The following is an 18,587-nucleotide window of genomic DNA, read 5'->3' on the forward strand; positions in this document are numbered from 1 at the left end:
TTGGAAGGATTGGATTATAAATTAATTTCGCTGAAAAGACAGGATTTCCTGCTTTTTAAAGTGAGTTATAAAGTTGAATTTTCTTTAAGAACAAAATAAGACGCCTGAAAGCCAGGCGTCTGTGTGGTTTTATTTGTTTTGGTGGAATGGACATTTACCGGTGATAGGTTTTACATCATCCCCGATGAAGTATTGTTTCCATTCGTGGTGGGTGGGGTCGCCATAGTGGCTGATATCCGGATGTTTCGGTAATTGATCCCAATTTTCTACTCGTTCCCGCACTTTTTCACGGGACATGATTCCTCCTTTGCTGGTTCCTTCCAGGCCTTCGAAGATTTTTCGTGGCTGGAAGCCGAGTACGAGAGAGTTTCCTAAATTCCGTGTTTTTCTTTGTTTGTAGGCAGGTGAATTTCCAAAAACGAAGAATGGTTCTCTTGAAAATGAGAAGGCCCATAAGTGATGATCCGGGTCAGTAGGATAATCGACCGGCCAAGGTTCTTTGTCGTTGTCATTTAAATAATTCAATATGTCCCAGAAATATTCACGATAATATTCAATCGACTTTCCTTCTTGCTCCGGTTCTACAAATAAGAAGAAACCATGTCGGATAAATGGAGGTTCTTCGAATAATTTCAGGAAATCCTCTACTGTATTGGGGAGATGGGACCAATCATCATGGTTCAGAAATGAGTAGCGAAGCTCTCCTTTTTTTTCTGCTCCCATTCCGAAGTAGCAAGGGAATGTCTTGTCAGTAACAATTTTATGGAATGTTTCATATTCTTTTGGAAGCCAATCCGGTACAATCGTACGATCATTCATCTCTTCTTTCTTTAACAGGTAGCTGTTGTTGTTCATACTCGTGACTCCTTTCCAGTACATTGACTAACATTTTCCCTATCTGACTAAAACGAAAACAAATAATGCCCTGGTACTTTTTGGACCAGATGAATTATGAGAAGGATGGAATGGTAAAGAAAGAATGAGTTTAGTAAATCATTCGCATAATTCCGACTGTTCTAGTAAGCTTTTAATTAATATTGGATTGTTAGGGTGAGTGGATGAAAAAATTATATCAACCTCTGATTAAAAATAATCGTCAGCATCGATTATACACAAAGGCAGATACTTTAGCTGAAAAAGTAAAGAAACGTAGCACAGTGTCTGATCAGGAAGCATCGTTTTCTAAACAAAACTTAGCTGACCTGAAGAAGGAAAACTATTTTTCTTTGTCGCTTCCAGATCGACTTGGTGGAGAAAACCTGTCGCTATACGAATTTGTACTAATGCAGGAGAGGCTGGCAGCAGGTGATGGATCGGTCGCTTTGTCGGTGGGATGGCATCTCGGAATCCTGATGGAACTAAGAGATGAACAGTTGTGGGATTCAAAGATGTTTGAAGAGGTAGCGGCTGAAATCGCTGCAGAGCAGAAAGTGTTGAACCGGGCTGCCTCAGAGCCGGCAACAGGAAGCCCGACACGAGGCGGGATGCCGGAAACACGTGCGGTACGTAATGGGGACCGTTATATCATTAATGGGAGAAAGACGTTTACGACAATGGCGGATTCTTTAGATTATTATATTGTCTCGGCGTATGTGGAAGAACTGAACGAGGTCGGCTGGTTTTTGATTGAGCAAGGAAGGAAAGGGGTCAGCGTGGACCACACATGGGATACACTTGGCATGAGAGGTACCGGAAGTGACGACCTTGTCCTGGATAACGTATCGGTGAAGGAGGATCGGCTCGTGGAACGTGCCAGCCAAAAGTCCACTGTCCCTAAAGGCTGGTTATTGCACATTCCTGCCTGTTATTTAGGGATTGCAATTGCTGCCCGCAATGATGCAATCAAGTTTGCCAAAGAATTTCAACCGAACAGTCTTGATCACCCGATTGCTGAGGTTCCCCATATCAAGCAAAAAATCGGAGAGATAGAATGGAAACTGATGCACGCACGCTATTTTATGTACGCCATCGCCGAGAAGTGGGACCAGGAACCGGAAAATAGGAAACAGCTCCAGGCAGAACTGGCGGCAGTGAAAGTGACAGCAACTAACACAGCAAACGAAGTTGTTGACCTTGCTATGAGAATTGCCGGCGGCCGGGGGCTTTCCAAACACTATTCATTTGAAAAGTATTACCGGGATGTCCGTGCCGGACTGCATAACCCTCCGATGGATGATGCTGTTTTCAACATGCTTGCTGATCAAGCGTTCGATTAATAATTAAGGTGATCAGTTAAAAAGGGATATTGTAAGGATGAGGGCTAAATACTAACAGGAGGAAGCTGAATTTACAGCTCCCTCCTGTAGCCTTTCTATCCTTTGGCAAGGTGGTCTGCAAATGCTTTCGCATACGGAGGCAAGTCTGGAGGGCGGCGTGCGGAAATGATATGGCCGTCCTCTACAACTGCTTCATCTGACCAATTAGCTCCGGCATTCATCATATCGTCCTTAATGCCAGGCGTACTCGTTACATTTCGTCCTTCCAGGATACCTGCAGAAATCAATACCCAGCCGGCGTGGCAAATCTGCCCGATTGTTTTTTCATGCTCGTCCATATGGCGGACAAATTGCAGAACTTCCTCATATCTCCGCAGCTTATCCGGCGACCAGCCGCCAGGTACAAGGATGCCGTCATAGTCCTCTGGTGATATATCGCTGAACGCATAGTCTGACTCAACAGGTACCCCATATTTTCCGGTGTACTGTTTGTTTGCCTCTTTTCCGACAATGTGTACAGTCGCTCCTTCTTCTCTCAGGCGAAGGACCGGGTACCACAGTTCCAGGTCCTCAAACTCATCACTGACAAGTGCAATCACTTTTTTATTCTCTAAGCGCATGTAGGTGCCTCCTCTTCTTTTGAAACCTATTGTCAGTGTAACAGACAGCTGTACTATTTTTCGAAAGATACCCATAAAAAAGCTGTTTCCCTCCTGGTGGGAGAAACAGCTTTTGTGGATTAGGAAGTTTCCAGTTTGTTATTGAATTCTTCCAGTTTATCCTGGGTTTCCTGGGCCAGTTCCTTTATTTTATCGGTATCTGGCTCATCAGCCTGGGCTTCGTCAATTAATGGGTAAAGACTTTCCTCGATGTTCTTATAGTCTTCTTCATAATTTTCTTCCACTTGTTTCTCGATTCTATCCCAATCCTCTTCCAATGTTTTTCCTGTTTCATTGATTTTAGCTGTATCGTCAGGGGACTCTTCTACTGTGGTGCTTAATTCCTCTACTGTACCAATCACGAGATCAACGCCATCCTTTAAGTCTATAGCATCGCTGGTATCCCCTGAAGATTCTTTAGCTTCTTCTTCAGCTTGGTCTGATTCCTCTTGAGAAGAACCGGGATCGTTCGTATCTTCTGGTTCAATCGTATCATCATTTCCTGATGTGCCACAGCCTGCCAAAAGGATACCGGCTGCTACCATAAAACTTAATAAGTGAAATTCTTTCAAGAGTAACTCCTCCTTTGTTTTGTTAGCAAGTATTCCCAACAAGGAGGAGATACAAACAGTGTATTTTTGCTTAATCTGCATAGGCCGGATGTATTGCCATTATAATATCAGCAGAGTTATTCCGGATAGAAGCAGCGAGGTAATGGTCATAGCCAGCATTGGCTTAAGTGCTTTCGAACGGAGGGCAGCCAGGCTGACATTCAGTCCTAATCCAACCATCGCCATGGTAAGAATGAATGTGGTAGCTGTAGAGATGAAGGTGAGTACGGCTTCGTTTATTGGTATATATACGCCAAGGACATAACTGCCTAACAGACTGGTAGCGATGAATCCGAGCAAGAACCAAGGAAAAGCCACCTTTTCATCGGAATTCTGGTTTCCTTTTTTTCGCATGATATAAATAAACAGAAAGCTGAGCGGTACCAGCAGGAGGACACGCCCTAATTTTCCAATCAGAGCCATCGCAAGGCCATCTTCCCCTGCTGGTGCAGCCGCGAGTGCCACATGGGCAACTTCATGCAGGCTGATTCCTGCCCAAGAGCCATATGTGGCCGCATCAATCGGGAGAATTGGCCCGATCAGGGTATAACCGATAGCGAAAATCGTTCCAATCAAAGAAATGATTCCTGCACTGATCGCAGTGTCTTCAGCTTTGGCTTTCAGTATCGGTGAAACGGCTGCAATGGCAGAAGCACCACACACACCCGTACCGACACCGAGCAGTAAGGAGAGGGAATAATCGGCACGGAACAGTTTTGCAAATAGTAATGTCACCCCGATGGCGAAAATGATAACCGCCACATCTCTGATCAAGAGAGGCAGGCCATCCTGGAAGATGACATTCATATTCAACTTTAATCCAAATAGAATGATAGCCAGCCTTAGCAGTTTTTTAGCAGAAAACTGGATGCCGTGACGTATCTTTTCCGGGTAGCCAAAAAACTGACGGTAAAAGACGGCGACAATGATGGCGGCAGCCAGTGGGCCGATTATGGACAGCCCAGGTATCATCGCAAGCAAGAAACCAACCCCAGCAATCAATGCCGTAAACAAAACCCCCATAAGCCAATATAGATTACCACCTTGTGTGGACATAACCGCACGCTCCTGATTATTATTAGTGTTAAAATCACTATACGTCACGGCTTATTATTAGTAAAATATAATTTAATAATGTTAATCATTAAAAATATTTATAGTAGGTGAAGAGCATGGATTTAGAGGCGTTAAGGACTTTTATTGCTGTTGTAGAAGGTAAAAGCTTCACAAAGGCCGCTAAAACAAGGATGATTTCGCAGCCAAGTGTCAGCCTGCATATCAAGAATCTTGAAGAACTGTTCCAGACAAAATTAATTGATCGTTCCCCTAAGCACTTTCATGTGACGCCTACTGGAGAGCTTGTATACCAGCGGGCAAAGCAAATAGCTGGTATCGTAGAAAAAACAAAAGAAGAGGTATTTGCCTACCATAACCAATTGACAGGCTCTCTCACCATTGGAGCCAGTTATACGGTTGGTGAATATATTCTTCCTGCCTTATTGAAAGAATTTGATCAAGTACATCCTAATATTGAGTTGAACGTATATATCGATAATACAGAGACAATCAATCGCTCGGTATTATTGCATGAATTTGATATAGGCCTTGTTGAAGGGCAAGTGAAGCACAAGGAATTACGCGCATTCCCTTTCTTAGAAGACGAAATGGTATTGATTGCTCCCCCTGATCATCCCATCCGCGAAAAAGATACCCTTCAATTCAGTGACTTGCAAGGGCTTACCTGGGTTGGACGGGAAGAGGGGTCCGGTACTCGTGACATTATGGATGCCGTTATCCGTGCTTATAGCATCGATGTCAGGAAATTAATAACGATCGGCAGCAATCATGGCGTCGTGCAAGCAGTTCAGCATGGACTCGGACTATCGTTCATCTCACGTTCCATTATTGATAATAAATTCGGAGAAGATTTAATGATCCGCCTTCCGTTCATACAAATGCCAAACCGTTATTTCTCCTGTGTCACATCGGATGAAGAAGAGTTATCAAAAAATGTCGAAGTATTTATGAAAGCATTAAAAGAAAAGTATTCCACCAGCATTTGAGTCATTTTCTTCATATAGATAGTGAATCTTTTTGCTCTTATATCCGTAAGAAATGGAAGCAGTTCAAATATAAAGAAAGGATCATAAGTCTCAAGGCTGATTCTATTATCTATAAAAATCAGTACAATATAGGATGGGTGTGGAAGATCACCTCTGATCAATTTTAAAAAATAAGGAGAAGAAATGATGATAAAACGAATAGCGATATTATTGTTGGCATTGATGGTTTGGACAGGTACAGGTCTGGCATCAGTTACCTCTGCTTCTACCAATGGTAATAATGATGAAGGAATCAACGAGAAACTTGGCGTTCCGATTGTAGTATATGGAGAAACCTTGACAGATGAACAGGAAGACGAAGTTAGAGAGCTATTACAAGTAGAAAACCGAGAGAATGTGGATGAGTTTTATGTAGACGGCCAGGACATAGCTAATTATATTAATGGCAATCCAAATTCCCGGATGTTTTCTTCTGTGAAGATTACCCCGCAGGAACAAGGAGAAGGACTTGAGGTCAATATTGTTACTCCTGACAATATTACTGAAGTAACAAAAGAGATGTATGCCAATGCCTTGTTGACGGCCGGCGTGGAGGATGCGATTGTTGATGTTGCTTCCCCGGTAAAAGTTAGCGGCCATTCGGCTCTCACTGGAATTTATAAAGCCTATGATTCTAAGGGTGTCAAGCTTGATGAAGACCGGATGGAGGTTGCAAGTGAAGAGTTGGATGTAGCGACAGAGCTGGCTGAAAAATCAGGTGTCGATAAAGAAAAGGTCAGTCAATTGTTAACCGAGATCAAACAGGAAATGGCAGATAGGAATCCTGCTACTAAAGAAGAAATCGAGCAGATTGTCAATGACAAGCTAAGCTCTTTGAATATCGAGTTAAGCGAAGAAGACCGTCAGCTGTTGATTAACTTGTTCGAGAAAATGCGGGCATTAAATATTAACTTTGATCAAGTCCAGAAACAGCTGGAGGATATCACTTCCAGTGTAAAAGATTTACTCGGAGATAAAGGTTTCTGGGATAAAGTATCCACATTCCTGCAAAGTATCATCCAGGCTTTAGCTAAATTCTTCAATAGTCTATTTGGATAAGGTTATAAGAAAAGCTTAGGGAAATCCCCCTAAGCTTTTCTTAATGCATTAAGTTTTCTAAATTAATAGCTCTGTAAAATTACACTGTGATTTTCGCATAAAGCTCCCTTTTGTTGAAGACTCAGTTTCAAGATATATTGTTTCCGTTACGGTAGTAACGGTGTGGAGGTCCGGGAAATCACTCGCTTTCCATGGGCATGTGGTGAGCTTCCTCAGGCTTCGCCTTGCGGGATCTCACCGCTCATTTTCATCCCATAGGAGTCTCGCAATTTCCCGGACCTCCTTGCGTTTTTATGTGTAACGGAAACAGGTCAGCACTGAAGACTATAAAATGAGTAAAAAGTGAGCTTTATGCCTCATCACACTTAAAGGGACCTTGGGGGTATGGAACACTGTTCCGGGTAATACATGGGTTCGTTAACCTTCTTGATAGCTGGGTGGCGGGGAAACGGTGAGACTCCCGTGGGAGAAGGATCCAGACGAGACCCCGCAGGGAGTGAAACGACCGAGGAGGCTCGGCGGCTCCCCCACAGGAAAGCGAACTGTTTCCCAGCCGCCCTTACTCCTGATTCGGCAACGGACCCAAATTATCTCGAAATCAAGTCTTCGACTTTTCGGCCGTTTTGTTGAGTAAACATAGTGTGCAACTGAATCAAATTAATAATAAGGGGAGATCATCAAATAGACGATGACTCCTGTGAGGCTGACATACAACCAGAGCGGCATGGTCCATCTGGCGATTTTCCGGTGTTTGTCCACTTTCATGGCAAGCCCCCGGAACAAAGTAAGCAAGGCTAACGGTACAATTACGGCAGCCAGTACGATATGAGTGATCAGGATAAAGTAATAAATCATCTGCAGTACTCCTTCACCACCATAAGAAGTGGAAGAGGCCATGGAATGATAAGTCAAATAGGATACCAGGAATAAAGCGGTAGTAGTAAATGCGGCGAAAATGAACCGCTTATGCCAGGTAACATTTTTTCGTAAAATCATGAACAAGGCTGCTAATAAAAATACGAACGTAAACGAATTCAGAAGGGCATTAAGCAGAGGAAGCAATGTTATATCAAAACTTGTACCACCATCTATTTTCGGTAAAAACAACAGAGCTACGACAATTAAGTTGATAGCGATTGACAAACCTATAACCCATGGCACGTAGTTGAATTCTTTATTAATATTCACTTTATATTCCCCATCTCTAAAATGTAATCCAACCCTTAGTATATCGAAGTGTATCTCAACAATCATCATTTAAAATCTTACTATTTTATGAATTTTCACTGTGTTAATAGTAGCTTTAGAAAGGGTAAGCATTATCATAGAATCAAAATGGAGGGGTAATCATGTTTGTTTTCAAAGAAGATGCTTTGCAGGGAAGACATATTTTAGTGACTGGAGCGACTGGCGGTATTGGTTACGAAACAGCCAAGGCAGCGGTAAGCTCTGGCGCTGCTGTTACTATAACCGGTCGTAAGGAAGAAAAACTGGAGGAGCTGAGACAAGCCTGCCAGGAGATTTCAAGCGATGCGAAAGTGTTTGTCCAACAAGCTGACCTGACGAGTGAAGAAGATCGTTCGAAGTTAGTAGAAGCGGCAGTTGGGGCAAACGGAACAATTGATGGGCTCGTAAACTCTGCCGGAATCGGTGGGGGAGGGCCGGTGAAAGACCTTTCTGAGGAAGACTTAAGAAAGATTATGGAGCTTAATTACACGGCAACCGTACTTTTGACACAACGCGTATTTGAAAATATGCGAGAAGCGGAATCAGGAGCCGTCGTTAATTTATCTTCTTTGTCAGGGCTGAGAGGTACCAAGGGCAATTCAGCTTATAGTGCTTCAAAGTTTGCGATAACAGGATTCACCCAGGCATTTGCTCATGAAGCAATCGAAGACAACATTCGCGTCAATGCGGTTTGCCCAGGCTTTGTTGATACTTCCATGGGTCTCAATGCTATCAGGAAAAAAGGGGAGCGTGAAGGCCGAAGCTTTGAAGAGCAAATGAAAGTAGTAGAAGAAGGAATTCCATCAGGAAGAATTACGAAAGCGGAAGAGGTCGCCAATATTATCGTCTTTTTACTCAGTGATGCAGCCGAAAATATCGTCGGTGAATCGGTGAAAATATCCGGTGGCAGTGTCATGAGATAATAGCTAAAGCGCAAGATTTAAGTTTATCGCGCCTGTTAGACAAGTTTTCGCGCTCTTTTCTAATAATTCGCGCACAAAACAGGAATTTCACTCCATAAAGGAATAAAGCCTGGAGCTGCCAGGCTATTCCTTTATGGCTTGATCAAACGTTTGTTCAGTCTTTCTTTCCATACCATTGAGCGGCATTGGAATATAATACTTTCTCGGCAATTTCATCTCCAACGGTTTCCTGGATTAGTTCGATATCCGTGTCTAGGAAGGGCCGTGGGGCGCGTGTGGATGGCAGATCGGTGCCAAACATGAGCGCATCAGGGTTTACACGGACGATCGCTTGGATGGCTTCAGCCACATTCATATCTACTCTGCCAAATCCAGAAGCTTTGATTCTTACACCATGCTCCACAAGCTTCAGCAAGGTGTCAAATCCCGCTGTTGTAAGTCCTAAATGGTCAATGGAGACGGCAGGGAGTCGTTTGATGGTATCTTCCATCTCCATAAGTAATTTGGCTTCTATATACATCTCCACATGCCATCCTGCCAACTCATATATTCGTTTTGCAAAAGTATCCAAATGAGTCAGAGTGTCGATGCCACCGCGTTTAACATTGAAACGAACAGCTTTAATTCCTGCAGCATCTAAGTTCAGTATTTCTACATCCGTAACATTTTCAGGCAGCTGAGTTACGCCGACGAACCCTTTTCCAAGTTTGGAAAGGGCATCTTTTAAATAGCTTTGACCATAACCCTGAAAGGAACCTGAGACAATTGCGCCTCCTGCTATATTCCATTGTTTTGTTCGTTCCAGATAGTCTTCGCAAGTAAATGGGTCCGGGGCATATCCTTGGTTTTCTGTTAAAGGGAAGCGAGGGTCGATAATATGCATGTGTGCATCAAAAATACGAATAAGAGCACCATCCTCTCTTAAGTGTAAGCCCCTCTTATTTTACCACAGTCAATTTTTCAGGGTCATACGCGTGGTAAAGAGCATCGTAGTCATGGCCACCACAAGAATGGTAATGGCAGAAAGCAGCAGCGTCTGCGAAGAGAAAAGCAATCCCCCTGATAAAATAACCCCAAGATCAATCGCAAAAATAGCAATCCCCACATTGATTTTTAGAAAATCAGCCAGCATCTGGGCCAGCAGGTCAGTACCTCCCGTGCTCGTCTGATAACGAAGCATCAGGCCGATACCGCCCCCGACAAAAGCTCCCCCGATCATAGAGCTGATGGCAGGGTCCAAGGATAAATGAAAATGCCGAAGCCAATAAAACAGATCGATAAAGAAAGAAGATATCAGCAAACCATGCAGACTGTTATAGAAGTAATTGCGATATTTGAACCAGGCAATCAAAAAGATGGGGATACTTATGAACAAAATGGTCAAGCCGGTTTCCAGCCCCCATAAATAATGAAAGATCAGTCCGATTCCAATGACACCACCATCAAGCACATGATCCGGGACAAGAAAAAAGTTGATGCCGAATGCCAGGCAGGCACTACCAATAATTATTACGATCCCTTTCTTGATCAGTTCTTTCATGATGGTGCCTCCTTCATTGTGGACAGGTTTATTATATATATATGCGTCCGTCTGCTACTTACGATAAAAGAATGACAGGCAGTGGTTCTGCACAAACTAACTAGTAATGAAATGATCAGATATGGGGGAATGATAGATGGACTTTAACTTAATATGGAAGGCAATTATTGTGGTTGTCGGTGGTACCCTGCTTTTGAGAGTAGCCGGACGAAAATCTATTTCACAGATGACACTTGCCCAAGTTGTCATCATGATTGGGATTGGTTCATTGCTCGTACAGCCGATTGTTGGAAAGAACATTTGGACGACGTTGGTTGTCGGTCTCATACTGGTATTGACGTTATTAGTGATGGAGTATGTACAAGTGAAAGCGAACCCATTAGAAAAGTTCATAACGGGGAGCTCGAAAGTGGTGATCGAGAATGGAGAGCTGCAAGTCGACCGGCTGAAAAAGCTCCGATTGACTGTTGATCAATTGGAAATGAAGCTGCGTCAGAACAGTGTCACCAATATTAATGATGTTGCCTATGCAACGATTGAGCCGAATGGTCAACTGGGCTTTGAATTGAAACAGCAGAAACAGCCAGCGACAAAAGAGGACATGAATAATCTTAGGCTTGAATTGATGGCACTGAAACAGCAGCTGTCCCAGCTAGGAACTCAGAGCCCCCACATCGCAAACAACTCGGCACCTGCCATGCAGCAAGAAGATATTTTTTCCGAGGTATCCCAGCAAGGGCATACCGATGAACCGCCACAACAGCTTCAATAAACATAAGAAAAGCGCAAGCGCCCTGAAAGACACGACACGCATAAGCAAAACGGCTGGAGGAAGGTGTCCTTTCCTTTCGCAAGACGGGTTGCTTATGTCGCGAGTGTCTGGGCGCTGAAGCTAGCCAACTAAAATTTATACTTCTTATCTCAAAATAAAATCTCCCCTGCCTGAATAGATATGAATAGGACTATCTCTCAGGAGGGGTTTTTTTGAGGACATACTTAGAAGCTGCTCGATTTGAACATTCATTCTGGCTGCAGATATTAGGAGATCATGCCCGATTCATTCGTGATTCGCTTTATCCTTCAGAAAAGGAAGATATAGAAAGAGCGAAAGCGTTTATTCAAATATTCGATGGTATGGCAGTCAAATTAAGGAATTTGTCAAAGAGTCAAGCACAGGAATTTACCCGGCAGGCGGGAGAGCATGTTCGGAGTTTCAGGCAATATAAGCTGTCAATCATCCGAAGATTACTTGAAGGAGAAATAGGAATTCATTTACCGCCTACGTTTATTAATCACATGGTAAATGAACTAGAGGAATACTTACTTGTTATTGGATATTTGGGAAAAGGTGAGGTACCGCCTATTTTTCATGAACTTCATCACCACATGTTATGGCTTTTGGACGCATCTGGTCATGCTGGGGCGATTAATGACAGTATGGATGCCACGGAACAGCACATTAAAAAACAAAGCGATACCTTTCGTCAAACGTTCAATGATTTATATCTGAAGTCGGTGGAAATGACTGGCTATCTTAGAGCTAACTTGGAATCATTCCCGGCATTATCTCGGTTTAACAACGAAACAAAAATCGAAATGAAATTGTTTCAGACCTTTTTAAAAGAACTCGAAGAAATGGAATTATCAGAGCAGGCATTGGGTACATTCACAGCTCTGATGGCTGATCACATGTTCCGGGAAGAGTGCTATTATCTCTTTAAGGTAGCGGAATCGACAGCTGAAGAGTATCCTTCCTGTGACCCGGCAAAACCTCGTGTCGTTACCTGAGTAAATATCAGGATAAACGGATAAGCTAAGGCATGTGTTGATAACCATGAAGAAAAGTAGGAATGTATATGCCACAATTCACATATGACTCCTGTACGATTTATTACGAAGATATAGGGAAAGGTATTCCGCTCGTATTGATCCATCCACCAGGTATGGGGCGAATGGTTTTTACCTACCAGCATACGTTGAGCAGCCAATACAGGCTTTTAATCCCTGATTTAAGCGGGCATGGGGATTCTTCCATAGCTAAAGAACCAGTTACCATGGAACGTTATGCAGCGGAAATCAAAGCCCTTCTCGATCATACCGGAACTCGTCAAGCTGTCATTTGCGGGTATTCCGCGGGCGGTGGGGTGGCTCAGGAGTTTGCCTTAGCCTACCCGGAACGGACACGGGCACTGGTGTTATCCGGGGGATATCCAAAAGTAGCTGCGAGCCTATTAAAGATGGAATACCGGATTGGGATGAAATGGCTCACCACAAGTCCTGATTCTTTGATACGGATTTTGGCCAGGTCTCACTTTTTAGATACAAACGTCCAGCAGACGATAAGTGGACAGATGACAAAAGCTGATTTGAAGAGCTGGTATGATTTTTATGAGGAATCTTTTCATTACGATTGCTCGGAGCGCTTAAGCAATATAGACTGCCCGATATTGCTGATGTATGGATCCCGTGTCAAATGGATCCGCCAGCATAGTCACTACTATCATCAATGCAAGGATGTTCTTCTGGTCCATATCGAAAAAGCTACCCATCAATTGCCGACCAAACATTGGCACACATTCAATCATCATTTGCACTCCTTCATACAGGACACCTTAGCTAAAAATTCTTATCATCAAGCTGGGAATATCAATTGATTATTACTAAAAGAGGAATGGAGACTGTCGAAATTATTTCGCCAGTCTTTTTTGTGTTTTAACAAAGTTAATTTTATTTCTCATAAATGGAGGACTTTGGTAGTGATTTCTGTCGATTTTTCCTGCAAACTTCTTATCCAATATCAGTAAATTCTGTGCTAAAATGAAAGAAGTGATAATATTCGGAAAATTCGGAGGGGTACGAGATGCGCAACGTGGAGGAAGTGAAAGAAGGAGTATTTCGAATTAGAGTCCCGCAGCCTGTTCCAGGCGACGTGTTTGTATATGTGATAAAGAAAGAAAAAGTCACGTTAATTGATGCAGGACACCCATCATCAGATTCTCAAGCCAGTCTTATAACGGCGTTAAAGGAAATTGGAATAAAACTGACAGATATCGATCAAATTATTCTAACTCACCGGGATATGGATCACATAGGGGCTTTACTGAGCCATGCCAATGAACTTAATTGCCAGGTATTTGCCGGATATCCAGCTAAAAAAGAGCCCACATTGTACGAACAGCTGGAAGGAATTCGTCCTCAGCTTCCAGATCAATTTACCGAAGAGCTGCTAACGAAAGCGTCGATGGATGAGATTGACTTTGCCCATGCGGAACATCTTTCCATTACCCAACATGTGAAGCACGGGGATGTGATAGAGGTGGGGGGAGAGTATTTAGAAGTGCTTGAAACACCTGGTCACAGCTTTGATCATATTTCTTTGTATGATCCTGGTTCTCAGGTTTTATACGGTGGGGACGTGCTGATTGAAAATGGCCCCCCAACAAAAATCATTGATTTGCAGCAGTATTTGTTTACGCTCGATGCATTGAGACAAAAAGATATTAAAGAAGTTTTCCCCAGCCATGGTCCGATTATGGATCATCATCTTGAAGCTATTGAACAAGCGATTGCTACCATCGTTGATATTGATCAAAAAATCATTACTTGCTTAAAAGATGGTTCGAAATCCTGCTATGACCTTGCACTGCAATTTAATAATGGGAATGTGGATGAAAATTTATTATTTTATATTCAGCTAATTTCTAACCACCTTAACAGACTGAAGGATAAGGATATTATCATCGATACAGACAAAGGAGTATCACTGCAATAAAACAAAGCGCACAGCTATAGTTGTGCGCTACTTTTTTTCTTCATTTTCTACTTCATGGTTGCCGGTCATCATTTCTCCCTCTGTCGGATGCTCTTCCCGTTCCTTCTTTGGGGGAAGAAATGCTTTAGAGAAGGATACGCCTTTAGTGAAAACCTCAGCCTGCTCATTGGAGGTGTGCACTTTAGCTCTCTTTTGTTGTCGGTCTGCCATAAGGACCACCTCCTTTTTAAAATGTGGTATCATTAATTATTATTCCATCGGAATGAACAAACTAAACATCTGGCATAGTTGCTGAAAGCGGGGTTGTGATGGCGGAACAGTTGACAGTATTCGACGGAGAAGGCAATGAGATCGGGGTCGAAGAGAGGGAGAAGGTACACACGAAAGGACTTTGGCATCATACCTTCCAGTGCTGGTTTGTAGAAGTGGACGCAGGTGAGCCTTATATCTATTTCCAACATCGATCAAAAGATAAGAAAGATTTTCCTGATAAGCTGGATATAACCGCAGCGGGCCATATTTAATCGAATGAATCCATCTTGGAAGCAGGCCTCAGGGAAATTGACGAAGAGTTGGGTATAGAGCTGGCAGCGAGTGACTTACAATATCAAGGCTGCTTTCAGGAAGAAATACATACGGGAACAATGACCGATCGGGAGTTTTGCCATGTATACTTCTATCCACTGGAAAGGCTCCCGGACTTTCAGGTGACAGAAGAAGTATCTGACATCATGCGGCTTAGCCTGGAGAGCTTTGAAGAGATTTTGCAAGGGGAAAGTAAGAAGGGGCGCTACTTACTAAGCGATCTGGAAAAAACAATCAGTTTGGATGATTTCTGTCCGCACTCGCAAGGTTATTTTTCTTTTATTATAAAAACCACCCGGAATTTATTTGCTTTTTGACAGGTTTTCGAGTTGAGGATATAATCGAACTATTCAAAAAAGTGCGTGCTTATGGAGGGGGAGACCCTCAACGAAAGAATCGATAAGCCTCTTCTTAGGAAGGGGTTTTTTACACTTTAGAAAGTTTAACCTTGTTAAAGGATCAAAGTATAAGGAACGCTTAGGCTTTCGCCATAAGGCCATGGGGCTAAGTTTTTCTAACACTTCAAGAAGACGCTAATGGTCTGGCGCTAAGCCAGGCTTTTCTAATATCGAAGGGAGCAGAGATTCTATGAGTAAATCATTTGAAACAAAGGTTGTACATAGCAGCCTTAAGCAGGATGCAGACAAAATAAATAGTAAGGCAACACCTATCTATCAAACTTCGGCCTATACTTTTGAAAACCTGGAAGATTTGGAGGGTTATTTTGAAGGGAAGGCTCCGTATCTTTATACAAGAAACGGGAACCCGAACACAGACGAGCTGGGCCATGCCGTCGCCCAGTTAGAAGGTGCACCAACAGGCATGGCTTCATCCTCTGGAATGTCTGCCATACTATGCGGCATTCTGGCGGCAGTCGGGCATGGAGAGCATATTGTCGCTGCCGAAGACACTTATGGAGGCACCTACCAGTTACTTACTCAGGAATTGAAAACATTCGGCATTGAAGTAACGCTCGCCTCATTTGATAACCTGGAAGAAGTGAAAGGAGCTATTCAGGATAATACGAAGCTCCTTTACAGTGAATCGGTTACGAATCCATTTTTGCGCGTCGAAAACATCAAGGCCCTGGTAGATATTGCAGAACGGTATCAGTTGAAAACGATGATCGATAACACTTTCGCAACACCATACTTGCTCCACCCATACGAAGAAGGAGTAGATTTAGTCGTTCATAGCGCGACTAAATATATTGGCGGACACAGTGATGTATCAGCTGGTGTGCTTGTCGGAACAGAAGAACTGATTGAAAAAGCGAGAGGAAAGATGGTAGCACTCGGTGCCAACCTGAGTCCATTCGAAGCATGGCTTGGTCAGCGCGGCTTGAAAACATTGGCTCTTCGCATGAAGCAGCAATCGGAGAACGCGGATTATGTAGCGGAAAGCCTGCGCAATCATGCAGATATCAAACATGTATATTATCCTGCTTACGTTTCTGAAAAAGGAAATGGAGCTATTATTACGATTGAATTGAATGAGCGATGCGATATGGATCGTTTTTATAAATCCTTGGGCTGGATTAAAATTGTACCTTCCTTAGCAGGTGTGGAAACAACGGTGTCCTATCCAAAAGGAACATCTCATCGGGCATTGACGGAGGAGCAACGGGAGAAAATCGGTATTAATGAGCGCGTCGTCCGGATTTCGATTGGAATCGAAGGAGCTAAGGATATTCTGACACAGCTGGGTGAAGCAATTGAGGAATCGTTGAATGAGGCATAAGTCCTGATTAAAGTTGGTGAAAATTTCTCATCAGGACTCGTGATATAATTTGAAGTGGAGCACGTCCTTTTAGGGAGGATCGGCTGCCCCCATCTGTCAGGAAGGGGGGTGATGCCTACGAGCATATACGAAGTGTTGACCGTCATCTGGTCTTTCGGCACGTTTTTGATCGCTTTGCTCGCATTGATCATGCAAATGATCAATAAAAAATAGACCTCCCTATTCACTCGGCCAAAGTAGAAGGGGAGAGGCCTATTCCTGTAGTGGATAGCTGATCCCCCGGAGGGGGCGTGTATCCATGGCCGCAGCAAATGCTGCGGCTATTTTTTATTGTATGATTATCTATATACATCATACCACAACTGAGAGTTTTTTAAATCAATAATGTCCGAGAAGTCCTTTCTTCATCGCATACCTTTCGCAGGCAAGGTAGACGGATACGCCGATTACTCCGTAAATAATGGCATTTGCAATCAGCCAAGTATAATCGGATGCTGAAAAATCAGCCAGTGTATAGTTCAGTATCATAATCTGTCTCGTCATATCAACACCTTTTACAAAAGGAGCAGCAATGAGGTATGGAGCGACAGATAATGGTACGAAGGTCAATCCCATGATGATGAATTGAAGGATTTGCAAAAATGCACTAATCTGCTTGAAAATAATCGACATTCCAGCGATCATGAAACCCACTCCGATCATACTGGCAATCGTTAACAACAGGATAGGGATAGTTGCTGCTGGATTCAAGTTCAGCCACTCCCCAGTGGTGAGCATGGATAAAAACAACAATAAAATGACAATCAGGAAATGGATGAATATCATCCCCGATAACCGGGAGAGTAAAATTCGCCATGCCCCCATAGGCGACATATATAACTGTTCCAGCGTCCCTCGCATCGCTTCATCCGAGACGGTCCAGCCAATCGATTGCAGTGTCATCATCGCGAAGTACCAGAAAATATAATTAACGATGATGAATTGGGTGTTCGTACCTGCTTCTGCCGGGTCACCGATGACCTGGATGCCGAAGAACATCGCAAGAAAGATAATGTAGAAGGTCAGCAGCAGGCTCAGCGTATTAGCGAAATATCGCTTCATCTCAATATATTCTTTTTTGGTATTAACGCGAATGACATTCCAAAGTGTTGTCATGAGGCAGCCTCCTCTTTGACCAGCTGCATAAATACTTTTTCAAAATTTACTTCTGTCCGGCTGATGGTATCGATCGGTGTATGGTTTCGTTTCAGGATGTCCATAAAAGCGTAGATTTCCTGTTCTTCTTCCAGGCTGACCTGTAAGTCCAGCCCCTTCCAGGAGTGCATTGGGAACTCAAACTTAAGCATCTCCTGCTGCTCTTCTGTTAGCGGTTCTTTCAAGTTGATTTGGTAAGCGCTTGTTTTGAATAATTGTAGGAGATGATCTACATGTTCATCTGCAATTACCCTTCCGTTGTTAATGATAACCGTACGCTCACATAAATCCTGCACCACAGGCATATCGTGGGTGCTGATAATAATGGTTTTGCCTTCTTGTTTAGCGATTGACCGCAGGATTTCCCGGACTTCGTAGCCGGTTTCGACATCCAGTCCTAAAGTCGGCTCATCCAGCAGAATGACATCGGTATCTGCCAGCATAGCTACTGCGATTGCCAGCTTCTGCTGCATACCGCGGGACAGCTTGTTGACTAATTCTTGCCTCTTCTCTTTCAAACGGAATTGCTCTAGCAATTTATCGATGTGCGGCTTCATCGCTTTTTTTGACATGCCGCGGTTGCCTGCAAAGTATTCAAGATTTTCCTCGACAGTCATTCGCCAGTAGAGGTTCCGATTACCTTCCAGAACAGCGCTGATATGACGGAGAGCTTTATTGCGCTTTTTCACACTGTCAAATCCATTAATAGTGACGGTTCCTTCATCCGGGACAAGCAGTCCGCAGATCGTCTTGATCGTCGTGGTCTTCCCAGCACCGTTAGGTCCGAGCAGACCCAGGATTTCTCCTTTTTTCACCTCAAAAGAAACTTCATCTACCGCAACAAAGGTTTCTTTCGTTTTCCGCATTTCATAGATTTTTCGTATGCCATCTACCTTGATGATACTATCCATTTATCCAGCTCCTTCCAAATCCTCTAATGTAAATTATATAGAATTGTA

The 18,587-nt window shown here is 43.3% G+C and carries 22 protein-coding genes; 12 read left to right on the plus strand and 10 right to left on the minus strand.

Annotation, left to right across the window (positions count from 1 at the left end; genetic code table 11):
- Positions 1-129 precede the first annotated feature (129 nt).
- Positions 130-855, minus strand: a complete 726-nt coding sequence (locus tag B9Y67_RS01130; RefSeq protein ID WP_085504964.1) for a YqcI/YcgG family protein — start codon at positions 853-855, stop codon at positions 130-132.
- A gap of 203 nt (positions 856-1,058) precedes the next feature.
- On the opposite strand from B9Y67_RS01130, the gene B9Y67_RS01135 reads away from it, so the two are divergent.
- Positions 1,059-2,216: an acyl-CoA dehydrogenase family protein gene (locus B9Y67_RS01135; protein WP_085504965.1), complete on the plus strand. Its 1,158-nt coding sequence runs from the start codon at positions 1,059-1,061 to the stop codon at positions 2,214-2,216.
- Positions 2,217-2,311: 95 nt separating this feature from the next.
- On the opposite strand, the gene B9Y67_RS01140 is transcribed toward B9Y67_RS01135, so the two are convergent.
- From B9Y67_RS01140 to B9Y67_RS01150, 3 genes are all read right to left on the minus strand, one after another.
- On the minus strand, positions 2,312-2,836 hold the full coding sequence (locus B9Y67_RS01140) for a type 1 glutamine amidotransferase domain-containing protein (RefSeq protein WP_085504966.1): 525 nt from the start codon (positions 2,834-2,836) through the stop codon (positions 2,312-2,314).
- A 119-nt stretch (positions 2,837-2,955) separates the two neighbouring features.
- Complete coding sequence (locus tag B9Y67_RS01145; protein WP_085504967.1) at positions 2,956-3,447, minus strand: hypothetical protein; 492 nt, start codon at positions 3,445-3,447, stop codon at positions 2,956-2,958.
- Between the two features lie 99 nt (positions 3,448-3,546).
- A complete protein-coding gene (locus tag B9Y67_RS01150; RefSeq protein WP_085504968.1) occupies positions 3,547-4,542 on the minus strand; it encodes a YeiH family protein in 996 nt (331 codons plus the stop codon).
- Positions 4,543-4,658: 116 nt separating this feature from the next.
- On the opposite strand from B9Y67_RS01150, the gene B9Y67_RS01155 reads away from it, so the two are divergent.
- Positions 4,659-5,549, plus strand: coding sequence for a LysR family transcriptional regulator (locus B9Y67_RS01155; protein ID WP_085504969.1), 891 nt, complete (start codon positions 4,659-4,661; stop codon positions 5,547-5,549).
- Positions 5,550-5,735: 186 nt separating this feature from the next.
- Complete coding sequence (locus B9Y67_RS01160) at positions 5,736-6,647, plus strand: DUF1002 domain-containing protein (RefSeq protein WP_085504970.1); 912 nt, start codon at positions 5,736-5,738, stop codon at positions 6,645-6,647.
- A 657-nt stretch (positions 6,648-7,304) separates the two neighbouring features.
- Here the strand turns inward: B9Y67_RS01160 and B9Y67_RS01165 are convergent.
- Entirely contained in the window at positions 7,305-7,835 is a 531-nt protein-coding gene (locus B9Y67_RS01165; RefSeq protein ID WP_254901658.1) for a DUF420 domain-containing protein, read from the minus strand.
- Positions 7,836-7,996: 161 nt separating this feature from the next.
- Between B9Y67_RS01165 and B9Y67_RS01170 the strand changes: the two genes are divergently transcribed.
- Complete coding sequence (locus tag B9Y67_RS01170; RefSeq protein ID WP_085504972.1) at positions 7,997-8,797, plus strand: SDR family NAD(P)-dependent oxidoreductase; 801 nt, start codon at positions 7,997-7,999, stop codon at positions 8,795-8,797.
- A gap of 154 nt (positions 8,798-8,951) precedes the next feature.
- On the opposite strand, the gene B9Y67_RS01175 is transcribed toward B9Y67_RS01170, so the two are convergent.
- Together B9Y67_RS01175 and B9Y67_RS01180 are read right to left on the minus strand one after the other, a co-directional pair.
- Positions 8,952-9,680 carry an amidohydrolase family protein gene (locus B9Y67_RS01175; RefSeq protein WP_085504973.1) on the minus strand — a complete coding sequence of 243 codons (729 nt, stop codon included), beginning with the start codon at positions 9,678-9,680 and terminating at the stop codon, positions 8,952-8,954.
- A 69-nt stretch (positions 9,681-9,749) separates the two neighbouring features.
- Positions 9,750-10,337, minus strand: a complete 588-nt coding sequence (locus tag B9Y67_RS01180; RefSeq protein ID WP_085504974.1) for a YitT family protein — start codon at positions 10,335-10,337, stop codon at positions 9,750-9,752.
- A 136-nt stretch (positions 10,338-10,473) separates the two neighbouring features.
- Between B9Y67_RS01180 and B9Y67_RS01185 the strand changes: the two genes are divergently transcribed.
- The 4 genes from B9Y67_RS01185 to B9Y67_RS01200 all read left to right on the plus strand — a co-directional run bounded on the left by B9Y67_RS01185 (position 10,474) and on the right by B9Y67_RS01200 (position 14,109).
- Positions 10,474-11,109: a DUF421 domain-containing protein gene (locus B9Y67_RS01185; RefSeq protein WP_085504975.1), complete on the plus strand. Its 636-nt coding sequence runs from the start codon at positions 10,474-10,476 to the stop codon at positions 11,107-11,109.
- A 212-nt stretch (positions 11,110-11,321) separates the two neighbouring features.
- Entirely contained in the window at positions 11,322-12,125 is an 804-nt protein-coding gene (locus tag B9Y67_RS01190; protein WP_085504976.1) for a DUF2935 domain-containing protein, read from the plus strand.
- Positions 12,126-12,193: 68 nt separating this feature from the next.
- Positions 12,194-12,991: an alpha/beta fold hydrolase gene (locus B9Y67_RS01195; protein WP_176223880.1), complete on the plus strand. Its 798-nt coding sequence runs from the start codon at positions 12,194-12,196 to the stop codon at positions 12,989-12,991.
- A gap of 206 nt (positions 12,992-13,197) precedes the next feature.
- Positions 13,198-14,109, plus strand: a complete 912-nt coding sequence (locus tag B9Y67_RS01200) for an MBL fold metallo-hydrolase (RefSeq protein ID WP_085504978.1) — start codon at positions 13,198-13,200, stop codon at positions 14,107-14,109.
- Positions 14,110-14,136: 27 nt separating this feature from the next.
- Here B9Y67_RS01200 and B9Y67_RS01205 read toward each other — a convergent pair whose 3' ends face one another.
- On the minus strand, positions 14,137-14,319 hold the full coding sequence (locus B9Y67_RS01205; RefSeq protein ID WP_085504979.1) for a hypothetical protein: 183 nt from the start codon (positions 14,317-14,319) through the stop codon (positions 14,137-14,139).
- Between the two features lie 98 nt (positions 14,320-14,417).
- On the opposite strand from B9Y67_RS01205, the gene B9Y67_RS01210 reads away from it, so the two are divergent.
- The 4 genes from B9Y67_RS01210 (at position 14,418) to B9Y67_RS01225 (ending at position 16,647) form a co-directional block, all read left to right on the plus strand.
- Positions 14,418-14,633, plus strand: coding sequence for an NUDIX hydrolase (locus B9Y67_RS01210; RefSeq protein ID WP_085504980.1), 216 nt, complete (start codon positions 14,418-14,420; stop codon positions 14,631-14,633).
- A 15-nt stretch (positions 14,634-14,648) separates the two neighbouring features.
- A complete protein-coding gene (locus B9Y67_RS01215; protein ID WP_085504981.1) occupies positions 14,649-15,011 on the plus strand; it encodes an NUDIX hydrolase in 363 nt (120 codons plus the stop codon).
- 271 nt (positions 15,012-15,282) lie between these two features.
- Positions 15,283-16,434: a trans-sulfuration enzyme family protein gene (locus B9Y67_RS01220; RefSeq protein ID WP_085504982.1), complete on the plus strand. Its 1,152-nt coding sequence runs from the start codon at positions 15,283-15,285 to the stop codon at positions 16,432-16,434.
- A gap of 111 nt (positions 16,435-16,545) precedes the next feature.
- Entirely contained in the window at positions 16,546-16,647 is a 102-nt protein-coding gene (locus B9Y67_RS01225) for a putative holin-like toxin (protein WP_084315779.1), read from the plus strand.
- A gap of 165 nt (positions 16,648-16,812) precedes the next feature.
- Here the strand turns inward: B9Y67_RS01225 and B9Y67_RS01230 are convergent, their stop codons facing one another.
- Positions 16,813-17,589, minus strand: coding sequence for an ABC transporter (locus tag B9Y67_RS01230; protein ID WP_085504983.1), 777 nt, complete (start codon positions 17,587-17,589; stop codon positions 16,813-16,815).
- Entirely contained in the window at positions 17,586-18,539 is a 954-nt protein-coding gene (locus B9Y67_RS01235; protein WP_085504984.1) for an ABC transporter ATP-binding protein, read from the minus strand. Before B9Y67_RS01235 ends, B9Y67_RS01230 begins: the two co-directional genes overlap by 4 nt.
- Positions 18,540-18,587 lie beyond the last annotated feature (48 nt).

The organism is Thalassobacillus devorans (assembly GCF_900176565.1).
Taxonomy (GTDB): domain Bacteria; phylum Bacillota; class Bacilli; order Bacillales; family Halobacillaceae; genus Thalassobacillus; species Thalassobacillus devorans_A.